Source organism: Methylobacterium sp. WL12 (assembly GCF_008039475.1).
Taxonomy (GTDB): domain Bacteria; phylum Pseudomonadota; class Alphaproteobacteria; order Rhizobiales; family Beijerinckiaceae; genus Methylobacterium; species Methylobacterium cerastii.
In genome coordinates, this window is record NZ_VRUW01000050.1 from 22,466 (window position 1) to 34,532 (window position 12,067).

Here is a 12,067-nt window from a genome sequence, read left to right on the forward strand (position 1 = left end):
ATTTTTGCAGTATCGCTTCCTGTCTATCGACCGTATGATGAGGACGATTTCTGGAAATGGGCATCTCGAGAGAATGAAATTCTAGAAATTACCCTCCGAACGCGAGGTTCGACGGGAAATCCTCTTCAACGGCGTCCCGTGCGGCGGAGCCGGTCCGCGCGGCCTTGCGCCTCTTCCCGGGTCACGAGTGGCGTGGACGGCCTTTGCGACCTTCGATTCCGCCGAGATCGGGCGGCAGCCTTCAACGGCGCCCAAGTCGAATCATCGTCGGGTCAGATCCCGTCTCCGAAGAACTGGTCCATGCTCTGGGCCGGCTCCTCGTTGCGCGGCAGCTTCGACACCACCCGGGCGGGCACGCCGGCGACGGTGGTGTGGGCCGGTACGTCGTGCAGCACGACCGCGGCGGCGGCGACCCGGGCGCCTTCGCCGACGCGGATGTTGCCGAGCACCTTGGCGCCGACGCTGAGCAGCACGCCGCGCTCGATCTTGGGATGGCGGTCGCCGCTTTCCTTGCCGTTGCCGCCGAGGGTCACGGATTGGAGGATCGAGACGTCGTCGGCGATCACCGTGGTCTCGCCGATCACCACGCCGGTGGCGTGATCGATGAACACGCCCGAACCGATCCGCGCCGCCGGATGGATGTCGGCGCCGAACACCTCCGAGATCCGGCTCTGCACGTGCAGCGCCAGCGTCGCCCGGCCCTGGTGCCAGAGCCAATGCGCGACGCGGTAGCCCTCCAGCGCCGCCAGCCCCTTGTAGAACAGGAACGGATCGAGATAGCGGCGGCAGGTCGGGTCGCGCTCGCGGATGGCGACGAGGTCGCGCACCGCGTGGGCGCCCGCATGCGGGTCGGCCTCGAATGCCGCCAGGCACAGGTCGCGCATCGCCAGCCGGGAGAGGTCGCCGTCGCCGAGCCGGTGCGCGAGCCGGTAGGCGAAGGCCTGCGCGATGCTGCGCTGGTCGAGCACCGTCGCCTGGATGATGCCGGCATAAAGCGGCTCCTCGACGAGCGCCGCCTCGGCCTCGCGACGGACCTCCTGCCAGACCGCGTCGACGGAGGTGCTGCGGCTCGTCGTCCGCAGCGGCGCCTTCGGCAGGGCGGAGCGCGCCTCCCAAATGGCGCCCAGACTCACGCGACGATCCTCGATTCGAAAGGCATCCTCACGCCGCCTGCTTCTTGAAGAGATCCGGCAGGTAGCGGTGCAGGGTCTCGTGGCCGTCGAACTTCACGTCCAGGGTGAGGCTCGCCGCCGGCGCCTCCGCATGCGTCTCGACTACGCGGCCCAGCGCATGGCGCCAGATGCCGAGCGCTTCCGCCACGTCGAGCCGTGCGAAGATCACCTGGTCGCCCTCGACGATGGAATCGGCCCGTGCGGTCCGATTCGCCGCCGGCCGGCGAGGCCGATCCGCGACCGAAGGGGCGGGAGAGTCCATGTCCTCCGTCGCGTCGAAATCGGAGAAGCTTTGCGTCGCGGAAGCCCTGTCCAGCAGCATGAATATTCCGTTAAGTAATTGTTTCGATTGGATAATTGGCGATGCGAACCTCGATTGCAAGCCTTGTTTCCGTTCCAGGGCCGCGATAGGCCGGAGGGGATGTCGGCACTTCCGGTCGGCCGGAGCCCCCGCGGATGATGAAGTCCCTTGTCGAAGGCCGCCTATCGGCTGCGTGCCGCGGTGACACGGCCGTGCGCGCGGCGCCTCGGCGCGGCGTGCGGGCATGAGCGCCTTTCTCCCCGCGCTCGCCGGCGGCGCGCTCATCGGCCTCTCGGTCGCGATGCTGCTGCTGTTGAACGGCCGCATCGCCGGGATCAGCGGCCTGGTCGCCGGCCTCGGCACCGACAGGGGCGAGCGCCGGCGCGTGGACGCCGCCTTCGTCGCCGGGCTGCTCTTCGGGCCACCCGCCTTCGCGTGGCTCGCCGGGGCCTGGCCGGAGATGCGGATCGTCGCCTCCCTGCCGGTTCTCGTCGTCGCGGGCCTCCTCGTCGGGTTCGGCACCCGGCTCGGCTCGGGCTGCACCAGCGGCCACGGCGTCGCCGGGTTGGCGCGGCTGTCGCCGCGCTCGCTCGTCGCCGTGCTCACCTTCCTGGCGGCCGGCATGGCGACGGTGGCGCTGATGCGCACTTTGATGCCGACCTCGGGCGTGTCGTGGTGATCGGCCTCTGGCGCATCCTCGCGGGGCTCGCCGCGGGCCTGATCTTCGGTCTCGGCCTGTCGCTCTCCGGCATGCTCGATCCGGTGCGGGTCCGCGGCTTCCTCGACGTGACCGGACCTTGGGATCCGAGCCTGATGTTCGTGCTCGGCGGCGCCGTCACGGTCTCGGCGCTCGGCTACCTGCTATCCCGCCGCCTGCCGCGGCCGGTCCTCGACGAACGCTTCCAAATTCCGACGAACCGCCGGATCGATCCGGCCCTCGTCGGCGGGTCCGCCCTGTTCGGGATCGGCTGGGGGCTGTCCGGTTTCTGTCCCGGCCCGGCCGTCGCGGCGCTGTCGATCGGCGGCCTGCCGGTCGTCGTGTTCGTGCTCGCGATGCTGGCCGGCATGGCCGGTCACGCCTGGACGACGCGAACGGACGCGGTGATGCCGGAGCCGCTTTCGTCGTCGAAAGCGTTCCGGTGAACCGTTCGACCGCGGATGAGCACCGTCCGTTCGGCTTCTCAGCTCAAAAAAGCCGGGTCAGCGCGTAGCAGGCCGCCGAGATGCCGGCTGCAGCCGGCAGGGTGACGACCCAAGCGACGACGATGTTGCCGGCAAGTCCCCATCGCACAGCCGAGGTCCGCCGCGCCGCGCCGACCCCTATGATCGCGCCCGTGATCGTGTGCGTCGTCGAGACCGGCACGCCGAGCCACGTCGCCAGGAACAGCGTGATGGCCCCTCCGGTCTCGGCGCAGAAGCCCTGCGTCGGGTTCAGCCGGGTGATCCGCGATCCCATCGTGTGCACGATCCGCCAGCCGCCCGACAGCGTGCCCAGCGCCATCGCGGATTGACATGCGAGCACCACCCAGAGCGGCACGTGGAAGTCGCCCGTCAGCCGGCCCTGCGAGTAGAGCAGCACCGCGATGATGCCCATGGTCTTCTGCGCATCGTTGCCGCCGTGCCCGAGCGAGTAGAGCGAGGCGGAGGCGAACTGCAGCACGCGAAAGGTCTTGTCCACGCCGAACGGCGTCGCCCGCACGCAGCTCCAGGACACGACGAGCACGAGCACGAGCGCCAGGACGAAGCCGATGAGCGGCGACAGCACGATGGCCGCGACCGTCTTGCCCAGGCCCGACCAGACCACGACGCCGAGCCCCGCCTTGCTGACGCCCGCCCCGACGAGGCCGCCGACGAGCGCGTGCGAGCTGCTCGACGGGATGCCGAACACCCAGGTGACGACGTTCCACACGATGGCGCCGACGAGGGCGCTGAGGATCACCTGCGGGTCGACGATCCCGGCGTCGACGATGCCGGTCCCCAGCGTCTCGGCCACGTGCAGGCCGAAGAACAGGAACGCGATGAAGTTGAAGAACGCCGCCCAGAGCACCGCATATTGCGGCCGCAGGACCCGCGTCGAGACGATGGTGGCGATGGAGTTGGCCGCATCGTGCAGCCCGTTGAGGAAGTCGAAGACCAGCGCCACCGCGATCAGGGCGACGAGGTAGGGGAGGGCGAGGGTGGTGACCTCCATGGCGGTCACACGTTCTCGATCACGATGCCGCTGATCTCGTTGGCGACGTCCTCGAAGCGGTCGACCACGTCCTCCAGGTGCCCGTAGATCTCCGCGCCGATCATGTAGGCCATCGCGTCGCCGTCCCCGCCGTCGCGGCGATGCGCCTGATAGAGCGCCTTCAGGCCCTGCTCCTCCAACGCATCCGAATGACCCTCGATCTGGGTGATCGCCTCGGTGAGCTGGTTGATGCGCCCGGCATGGCTTCCCACCGCGTTGAGTAGCGGCACGGCTTCGGCCGTGAGGCGGGCCGCCTCGATCACCGTCTCGCCCATGGCGCGCATCAGGGGGGTGAAGTCGCGCAACTCGTAGAGTTGGACCGCCTTCACGGTCTTGTTCATCTGGTCGATGGCGTCGTCCATCGACTGGATCAGGTCCTTGATGTCGCCGCGATCGAACGGGGTGATGAAGCTGCGGCGCACCGCCAGCAGGACCTCGGCGGCGATGGCGTCCGCCTCCTGCTCCCGGTCGACGATCACCTGGCAGTAACGCGGAACCTCCGCACCGCCCTGCAGCACGCCCTGGAGGGCTTCCGCGCCGGCGACCAAGGTCTGGGAATGGCGCGCGAAAAGATCGAAGAAGCGGTCTTCCCGCGGCATCAGGGCGCGAAACCAGCCAAGCATCGAACGACCCCTCGGGTGACCGTGACGCTCGGCCGAACTGCCGTTGGCTGCGTGCGTGGCAGCAAAACCCGAGACCAAGCTGAGGCGTTCCAAGGCGCGTCGGAAAGTCGGCTAACTTCTGGGTCGGCCCTCCCATCGTCGCGGGCACGCCGGAGGCGATCGCGGCCGGCGCGACGATGCCGCCTCGGCGTGAATCCCGTCGCGACAACAGGCCAGGAGAACATCGCTATCCTCGCACCGCGAAACACGGTGACGATCCCCTTCGAACGGGCCGAAATTCGGCAATCGCTGCTCTTGATGCGGAACCTTGGTTTCGAGATACCAAGACCAGTCTTCGTCACCGAAATTCAATCGAAAAGCGTGCGCCGTGCCTGCATCGACCCGTCGCGTCTTCCTGTCCGGCGCCCTCGCCCTGAGCATCGGACCGGCCCGCGCCGCCTCGGCGCCCCTGCGGGTCGTGGCCTCCTCGCTGCCGCATGCGGAGATCCTCGAGTTCGTCGTCGACAAGCTCGCCCCCGACCTGCCGCTGAAAGTCATCGAGATCTCGGGCGATCTGCGCCCGAACGCCCTGCTGCGTGACGGCGACGCCGACGCCAACTTCTTCCAGCACGTCCCCTTCCTACGCTCTGAGGAAGCCGCCATGGGGATGCGCTTCGCCGTCGTCGCGGCGGTGCATGTCGAGCCCCTGGGCTTGTACAGCCGCCGTGCCAAGGCGCTCGCGGACCTGCCGGCCGGCGGCGCCGTCGCCCTGTCGAACAACGTCTCCAACACCAGCCGCGGGCTGTCGCTGCTTCAGGCCAACGGCCTGATCCGCCTGCGGGCGAAGGCGGCGGACGTGAACGCCACCGTGGACGACATCGTCGAGAACCCGAAGAACTTCCGCTTCGTCGAGATCGCCCCGCCGCAACTGCCGCGCTCCCTCGACGACGTGGCGCTCGCGGTCATCAACGGCAACTACGCGCTCGAAGCGGGGCTGGAGCCTGCGCGGGATGCGCTGGCGCTCGAACGTGCCGAGGGCAATCCGTATGCGAACGTCCTCGTCACCACCGAGGGCCTGGCGAAGGATCCCCGGGTGCTGCGCCTCGGAACCCTGCTGACCTCGGCCGAGGTCGCGGATTTCATCGGCGAACGCTACCGCGGCTCGGTCGTCCCCGTCCGCCCGTCCTGACCGGCGCGGACGCGGCCATCACCCGCCCTTCGACAGCCCCATCCTGCCCTGTCCTCGCCGAAACGGGCGAGCGGAGTCCACGACCGATGCGCTTCCTGAAGACCCTCGCCATCGCCCTCCTGTCTGTCGGCACGATGGCCGCCCAGGCCGAGACCCTGAAGGTCGGCACGGTGCCGGGCGCCTACAGCGATGCCGTCACCGCCGCCGCCAATGAGGCCAAGGCGCAGGGCATCGACGTGAAGGTGATCGAGTTCAGCGACTGGACGACGCCCAACGTCGCCCTCGATGCCGGCGACATCGACCTGAACTTCTTCCAGCATCGCCCCTTCCTGGAGAACGCGTCGAAGCAGAAGGGCTACCGGTTCGACATCGTCGGGCTCGGCATCTTGCAGAACATCGGCTTGTTCTCGCTCAAGCATAAGAGCCTCGACCAGGTCCCGGCGGGGGGCAAGGTCGCCATCGCCAACGATCCGGTGAACCAGGGCCGAGGCCTGCTGCTGCTGCAGAAGGCCGGCCTCATCAAGCTCAAGGACGACGTCGGCTTCCTCGGCACCGTCGACGACGTCGTCGAGAACCCGAAGAAGCTGAAATTCACCGAAGTCGAGGGGCCGCAGCTGGTGCGGATCACCGGCGACGTCGACCTCGCCCAGGGCTACCCGCATTTCATCGTCGCCGCCGGCGCCTTCGATCCGACGAGCGGGCTGATCTATTCCGGCATCGAGGACAAGCTGTTTGCCGTGAGCTTCGTCACCAAGGCCGCCCGCAAGGACGACCCGACGATCCGGAAATTCGTCCAGATCTTCCAGAACTCCGAGGCCGTGAAGCAGCAGATCAAGACATCCTTCGCCGGCAGCGACAAGCTGTACCTGCTCGCGTGGCAGAATTGACAATGGTGAGCTTGGCCTTGGACAGCCTCGGGGCGACGGATTCGGCGAGGCCGAACCTGCTCGCGGCGGACGCGATCTCTGCCGTCCGGGACTCGGCGGCCCGGCGCGGCGCCGGCACCGTTCGGTTCGAGAACGTTTCGAAGACGTACCGCTCCGCGGGCGGCGAGGTCCGCGCGCTGGACGACGTCAGCCTCGACGTTCCGTCCGGGGCGATCTTCGGCATCATCGGCCGCTCGGGCGCCGGCAAGTCGACCCTGCTCCGAACCGTCAACCGGCTGGAGGAGCCGACCTCGGGCCGGGTGCTGGTCGACGGCGAGCCGATCGAGGCCCTGCGTACGGCTGGCCTCGTGGCCCTGCGCCGCCGCATCGGCATGATCTTCCAGCACTTCAACCTGCTGTCCGCCAAGACCGTCCGGCAGAACGTGGCCCTGCCGCTCAAGGTGGCCGGGATCAGGCCGGCGGAGATCGCGCGCCGGGTGGACGAGGTGCTGCGCCTCGTCGGCCTGGAGGGCAAGGCCGACACCTATCCGTCGCGCCTCTCGGGCGGGCAGAAGCAGCGGGTCGGCGTCGCCCGCGCCCTGGTCAGCGACCCCGAAATCCTGCTCTGCGACGAGGCGACCTCGGCGCTGGACCCGGAGACCACCCTGTCGATCCTCGGCCTGCTGAGGGACATCAACCGGCGGCTCGGCCTGACCATCATCCTCATCACGCACGAGATGAGCGTGATCCGTGAGGTCTGCACCGACGTCGTGGTGCTGGAAGCCGGGCGGGTCGCCGAATCCGGGCCGGTCTGGCGGGTGTTCGGCGCGCCCGAGCACCCGGCGACGCGGGCGCTGCTCGCGCCGCTTACCCGCGACGTGCCCGACGAGCTGGCGCAGCGGCTCCTGCCGCATCCCGTGCCGGGCGCGCAGGCCGTGCTGCGGATCACCTATTCCGGACGGTCCGCGCCCGACCTGTCGGCCCTCGTCGCGGCGACGGGCGGCACGGTCCGGCTCCTGCAGGCGGGCGTCGAGTGCATCCAGGGGCACGCCGTCGGCCGCATGCTCATCGCCGCCGAGGGCACGGAGGCGGAGGCCCGACTGAGGGCCATCGGGGAAACCGTGGAGGGGATCGGCTATGTCGCCGCAGATGATTGACCGCCTCTGGCAGGCGGCGTTCGACACGATCTTCATGGTGGGCGTGTCGGCAGGGATCGCGGTGCTGGCGGGCATCCCGCTCGCGCTGTTCCTCGTCACCTCCGGGCCTAACGGCATCTTTCCGGCCCCGCGGGCGAACCGCCTCGTCGGCGTTGTCGTCAACGGTTTTCGCGCCGTGCCCTTCATCGTGCTGCTGGTCGCGCTGATCCCGTTCACCCGGCTCGTCGTCGGGACCACGATCGGCGTCTGGGCCGCCATCGTTCCGCTGGCGGTGAGCGCGACGCCGTTCTTCGCGCGGATCGCCGAGGTCTCGCTGCGAGAGGTCGATCCGGGACTGGTCGAGGCGGCCCAATCCATCGGCTGCCGACGCCGCAACATCCTGCTCCACGTGCTGCTGCCCGAGGCCCTGCCGGGGATCGTCGGCGGCTTCACCATCACCATCGTCTCGATGATCGGCGCCTCGGCCGTAGCCGGCGCGGTCGGCGCGGGCGGGCTCGGCGACGTGGCGATCCGCTACGGCTACCAGCGCTTCGACACGACCGTGATGTCGGTGGTGATCGCGATCCTGATCGTCCTCGTCTGCCTCGTGCAGTTCACGGGCGACAGCGTGGTGCGGAGGCTTCGGGCGCGATGACAGGCGCCGCCAAGCAGATCCGGCTCAACGCGTTCAACATGAACTGCGTCGGCCACATCAACCACGGCCTGTGGACCCATCCGCGCGACCGCTCGGCCGAGTACAACACCCTGCGCTACTGGACGGACCAGGCGAAGCTTCTGGAGCGCGGCCTTTTCGACGGGATGTTCATCGCCGACATCCTCGGCGTCTACGACATCTACGGCGGCGGCATCGACGTGACGGCGCGGGAGGCCGTGCAGCTGCCGGTGAACGACCCGACGCTGATCGTTCCGGCCATGGCGGCGGTGACGGAGCACCTGGGCTTCGGCATCACGCTCAACGTCTTCGCCGAGGCGCCCTACACCTTCGCCCGGCGCCTCTCGACGCTGGACCACCTCACCGGCGGGCGGGTCGGCTGGAACGTCGTCACCGGCTACCTCGAGAGCGCCCACCGCGGCCGCGGCGAGGCGCTTCCGGCCCACGACCGGCGCTACGATTACGCCGACGAGTACCTGGAGGTGCTCTACAAGCTCTGGGAGGGAAGCTGGGACGACGCGGCGGTGCGCCGGGACCGCGAGGGCCGCGTGTTCAGCGATCCGGCGCTGATCCGGCCGGTTTCCCATCGCGGCGAGTTCCTGTCGGTCGACGGCTACCACCTATGCGAGCCCTCGCCGCAGCGGACGCCCGTCCTCTACCAGGCCGGCGCCTCCGGCCGCGGCCGCGCCTTCGCGGGACGGCACGCCGAGTGCGTCTTCATCTCGGCGCGGGACAAGGCCTCGGCCCGGGAGGCCGTCCGCGCGATCCGCGCCGAGGCCGCCGCCGCGGGCCGCGACCCGCAGGACGTGAAGGTGTTCATCGGCATCGCCGCCATCCCCGGCCGCACCCGTGCCGAAGCGGAGGACAAGCGCGCCGAGTACATGCGCTACGCCAGCGCCGAGGCCGGGCTCGCGCACTTCTCCGCCTCCACCGGCATCGATTTTTCCCGCTACGGCCTCGACGAGCCGATTTCCTACGCCCCCGGCAACGCCATCCAGTCGGCCACCGCGGCCGCGGCCAAGCGCGGGCTGACCAAGCGCGACCTGCTCTCGGAAATGGGCCTCGGCGGCCGCTACGCGGTGTTGACCGGCAACGCCGTGGCCATCGCCGACGAGCTGCAATCCTGGGTCGAGGAAGGCGAGGTGGACGGGTTCAACCTCAGCCGCATCGTCGTGCCGGAAAGCTTTTCGGACTTCATCGATGTCGTGATCCCGGAGCTTCAGGACCGCGGCCTGTACAAGACCGGCTACGCGCCGGGCTCGTTTCGGAACAAGCTGTTCGGCCAGGGCGACCGCCTGCCCGCCCGCCACGCAGCGCAGGCCTACCGCAGCGCCGCCGCCGTCACGGGCTGACGGCCGGCGCGACGGTTCAGATGCCGACGCGGCCGAGGCCCGGCAGCTTGAGGCCGGGGCGGCGGATGTCGAGGCCCGCGACGGCGCCGAGGAGGTTGACCTCGAAGCCCTCGACCCAGCCGAGCGTCAGCCCGAGATAGCCACCGAGGTTGATCCGGAACCCGGTTCCCGACGGCGTGAGGCCGACCCAGCGGCCGTCGTAGGGGAAGTCCTTGCCGATCGCCGTCGCCGGCAGGCTGGCGCGCATCTCTGGTACGGCGCTCATCACCGCGGCCACGAAGGTGTTCGAGTTCGGCCCGGGCCAGAGGTGGTAGTCGCCGAGCTTGGCATAGCGGTAGGTGGCGATGGTCTCGCGGATGCGCGGCAGCATCTGCTCCGCATCGACCCCGTCGGCGGCGAAGACCAGCTCCGGCACGCTGCCGAACCAGCGCCCGTCCGGTACGAAGCGATCGACCCAGATCGGCATGCCCCAGGCGGTGTAGTCGAACCGCCGGTAGGCGCGGTCGCCCGCGCCCTTCACGACGATCCAGCTGTGGCTCGCGATGATGCCGCGCCAGCTCACCGTCCGCGCCGAGAACACCCGCACCACGGCCGCGGGGTTCTGCGCCGCCGGCGGCAGGAGGCCGGCGCTCGACCGGTCGGCGGTGCGCCAGTCGGCGACGTCGTTGCGCAGGTAGTAGAGGGCCGCCGACACCGCGATCGGGGCGAGGAATACGAGCACGAAGACGAGGAGGGCGATGCGGAGCACGCGGGTCGGGTCCGGGGCAGGGCGGGACGTTCGGATCTAGGGACGGCGCCGGGCGGTTGGCAGAGCGGTGCGGCGTCATCGCGCCTCGGTTGGTCGGCCGGACGGCATCACCCCACCGGCCTGGAATCCTCGCATGTGGTACCTTTACGGCGTCGTCCTGCTCGCCGGGATCGCCAACGCCATCCAGCCCGGACAGAACGCGGCCTTGGCCAAGGGCTTCTCGCAGCCGATCACCGCCGGCCTCGTCGTCGGGATCACCACGGCCACCACCGTGCTCGTCGTCGGCCTCGTCACCGGCCGTCTGTCCTGGCCGTCCTCCGGGGGGATGGCGTCGATCCCGTGGTGGGGCTGGTTCGGCGGCGTCTTCGGCGGCGGCATCGTGATCACGCAGCTGCTGATCGCCCGCGAGATCGGCGCCGGCGCCTTCCTCGGCCTGCTGGTGACGGCGGGCGTCGTCACCTCGGTGCTGCTGGATCACTTCGGCTGGGTCGGCTTCGCGGTGCATCCGGCGACGCCCTGGCGCATTCTCGGCGGCATCTTGATGGTCGGCGGCGTCGCCCTGGTCGCCCTGTTCTGAGGAATCGCCGGCGCGATCGGGTCAGCCCGCCTCGTCGGGTCGCGCGCCTCTAGCGAACGCCGCGCGGAACCCCGGCCTAGCCAGGGCGGCGAGGACGTCGCGCAGCGCATCGGTCCGCTCGCGGCCGAAGGCCGCCTCGAAGCGCGTTTGCGCGGCCTGCCAGAGCGGGATCGACTGTTCTAGCTTCGCGGCGCCGAGATCGGTGAGCGCCACGCGGCGGACGCGGCGGTCGGCCTCGTCGGGGACGAGGCGGAGATACCCGTCGCGAGCCAGCGGCTTCAGCGTATGGCCAAGGCCGGACAGGTCCATCACCATGGTCTCGGCGAGCTGTCCCATGGTCGGGGTGCCCAGCGCGCGGACCGTCACGAGCAGGCTGTGCTGCGTCGTGCGCAGGCCGCACGGCGCCAGCACCTCGTCGTAGAGCTGCCCGATGTTGCGCGTCGCCTTACGCAGGGCGGCGTTGCTGCACCGGCTCCGATGGGTGCCGGAGGCGACCTCCACATCGGTGCGGGCTCGCGCGCCCTTCGCCATCGTTCGCCTCGTGTCGGCCGGCTTGCCGAAGATGCCCAGATACCATGACCGAAGATGCAGGCATATGCCTGCGTTTAACTGCGCTCCGACCGGGCCGCTGGGTCGGGCCGCGGTAACCGGCTCCGGATGCGGACGCCTCCGGAGCCTGGGATGGCTCAGCGCGGGCGGCGACCGGCGCCGCCGCCGAAGCGCCGGCCGACATAGGCGATGAGCTTCGGCACGATGAAGGCCGTGAGGAGCTTGCGGATCATGGGGGCTGTCCTGTTCGGTGGGTGTCAGCGCGAGGGACGCAGCAGCCAGCCGGCGGCGAAGGCCACGGCGGCGAAGGCGATGAGGGTGGTGGCGCGGTTCTCGTCGGCGTAGCCGAGGGCCTGCCGGCCGTAGGTCTCGCCACGGCGACGCGCGTCGCGGGCGTAGCGGCTGCCGTCGTCGACGAGCGATTCGCCGCGGCGCCGGGCCTCGTGGGCGAGGTGCGTGCCGTCGTCGATCAGGTCCTCGGCCCGGTCTCGGGCGCGACCGTAGGCGTACTGCGCCCCGCCGGCCACTTGGTCGACGGCGCCGCGGACTTGACGGCCGGCGTCGCCGGTGAGGCCGCCGAGGGTGGTCTGGGCGCGGCCCTTGAGGTGGCGCTTGGCGCCACGGAATTCATCGCGGTTCATGGTCGGGCTCCGTCGGTGGGGGGTGAAAAGG

15 protein-coding genes are annotated in these 12,067 nt (G+C 69.9%); 8 read left to right on the top strand and 7 right to left on the bottom strand.

Annotated features, from left to right (window positions below; translation table 11 throughout):
• Window positions 1-272 precede the first annotated feature (272 nt).
• Complete coding sequence (gene cysE, locus FV226_RS17670; protein ID WP_147763926.1) at window positions 273-1,118, bottom strand: serine O-acetyltransferase; 846 nt, start codon at window positions 1,116-1,118, stop codon at window positions 273-275.
• Window positions 1,119-1,161: 43 nt separating this feature from the next.
• Window positions 1,162-1,359, bottom strand: coding sequence for a hypothetical protein (locus FV226_RS17675; RefSeq protein ID WP_147750683.1), 198 nt, complete (start codon window positions 1,357-1,359; stop codon window positions 1,162-1,164).
• A gap of 358 nt (window positions 1,360-1,717) precedes the next feature.
• Here FV226_RS17675 and FV226_RS17680 point away from each other — a divergent pair, with 358 nt between their 5' ends.
• Together FV226_RS17680 and FV226_RS17685 are read left to right on the top strand one after the other, a co-directional pair.
• On the top strand, window positions 1,718-2,152 hold the full coding sequence (locus tag FV226_RS17680) for a YeeE/YedE family protein (protein WP_147750648.1): 435 nt from the start codon (window positions 1,718-1,720) through the stop codon (window positions 2,150-2,152).
• The gene (locus FV226_RS17685; RefSeq protein WP_246685449.1) at window positions 2,146-2,616 is read left to right on the top strand and encodes a YeeE/YedE family protein; all 471 of its coding nucleotides are present in this window, start codon (window positions 2,146-2,148) and stop codon (window positions 2,614-2,616) included. The genes FV226_RS17680 and FV226_RS17685 overlap by 7 nt, the downstream gene beginning before the upstream one ends.
• A gap of 43 nt (window positions 2,617-2,659) precedes the next feature.
• Here the strand turns inward: FV226_RS17685 and FV226_RS17690 are convergent, their stop codons facing one another.
• Complete coding sequence (locus FV226_RS17690) at window positions 2,660-3,664, bottom strand: inorganic phosphate transporter (protein WP_147750684.1); 1,005 nt, start codon at window positions 3,662-3,664, stop codon at window positions 2,660-2,662.
• Between the two features lie 5 nt (window positions 3,665-3,669).
• On the bottom strand, window positions 3,670-4,326 hold the full coding sequence (locus tag FV226_RS17695) for a DUF47 domain-containing protein (protein ID WP_147750649.1): 657 nt from the start codon (window positions 4,324-4,326) through the stop codon (window positions 3,670-3,672).
• Window positions 4,327-4,693: 367 nt separating this feature from the next.
• Between FV226_RS17695 and FV226_RS17700 the strand changes: the two genes are divergently transcribed.
• From FV226_RS17700 to FV226_RS17720, 5 genes are all read left to right on the top strand, one after another.
• Window positions 4,694-5,494: a MetQ/NlpA family ABC transporter substrate-binding protein gene (locus tag FV226_RS17700; RefSeq protein WP_246691644.1), complete on the top strand. Its 801-nt coding sequence runs from the start codon at window positions 4,694-4,696 to the stop codon at window positions 5,492-5,494.
• A gap of 86 nt (window positions 5,495-5,580) precedes the next feature.
• On the top strand, window positions 5,581-6,381 hold the full coding sequence (locus FV226_RS17705) for a MetQ/NlpA family ABC transporter substrate-binding protein (RefSeq protein ID WP_147763919.1): 801 nt from the start codon (window positions 5,581-5,583) through the stop codon (window positions 6,379-6,381).
• A gap of 56 nt (window positions 6,382-6,437) precedes the next feature.
• Window positions 6,438-7,517: an ATP-binding cassette domain-containing protein gene (locus FV226_RS17710; protein WP_246685451.1), complete on the top strand. Its 1,080-nt coding sequence runs from the start codon at window positions 6,438-6,440 to the stop codon at window positions 7,515-7,517.
• Window positions 7,498-8,151 (top strand): methionine ABC transporter permease, encoded by a 654-nt coding sequence (locus FV226_RS17715; protein ID WP_147763921.1) that lies wholly within the window; start codon window positions 7,498-7,500, stop codon window positions 8,149-8,151. Before FV226_RS17710 ends, FV226_RS17715 begins: the two co-directional genes overlap by 20 nt.
• The gene (locus tag FV226_RS17720) at window positions 8,148-9,521 is read left to right on the top strand and encodes an LLM class flavin-dependent oxidoreductase (RefSeq protein ID WP_147763922.1); all 1,374 of its coding nucleotides are present in this window, start codon (window positions 8,148-8,150) and stop codon (window positions 9,519-9,521) included. The genes FV226_RS17715 and FV226_RS17720 overlap by 4 nt, the downstream gene beginning before the upstream one ends.
• 16 nt (window positions 9,522-9,537) lie before the next feature.
• On the opposite strand, the gene FV226_RS17725 is transcribed toward FV226_RS17720, so the two are convergent.
• Window positions 9,538-10,269: a DUF3750 domain-containing protein gene (locus FV226_RS17725; protein WP_147750653.1), complete on the bottom strand. Its 732-nt coding sequence runs from the start codon at window positions 10,267-10,269 to the stop codon at window positions 9,538-9,540.
• 133 nt (window positions 10,270-10,402) lie between these two features.
• On the opposite strand from FV226_RS17725, the gene FV226_RS17730 reads away from it, so the two are divergent.
• Complete coding sequence (locus FV226_RS17730; protein WP_147750654.1) at window positions 10,403-10,846, top strand: DMT family transporter; 444 nt, start codon at window positions 10,403-10,405, stop codon at window positions 10,844-10,846.
• A 21-nt stretch (window positions 10,847-10,867) separates the two neighbouring features.
• Here the strand turns inward: FV226_RS17730 and FV226_RS17735 are convergent, their stop codons facing one another.
• Both FV226_RS17735 and FV226_RS17740 read right to left on the bottom strand, forming a co-directional pair.
• Window positions 10,868-11,377 (bottom strand): MarR family winged helix-turn-helix transcriptional regulator, encoded by a 510-nt coding sequence (locus FV226_RS17735; RefSeq protein ID WP_147763923.1) that lies wholly within the window; start codon window positions 11,375-11,377, stop codon window positions 10,868-10,870.
• A gap of 275 nt (window positions 11,378-11,652) precedes the next feature.
• Entirely contained in the window at window positions 11,653-12,036 is a 384-nt protein-coding gene (locus FV226_RS17740) for a CsbD family protein (protein WP_147763924.1), read from the bottom strand.
• Between the last annotated feature and the right edge of the window lie 31 nt (window positions 12,037-12,067).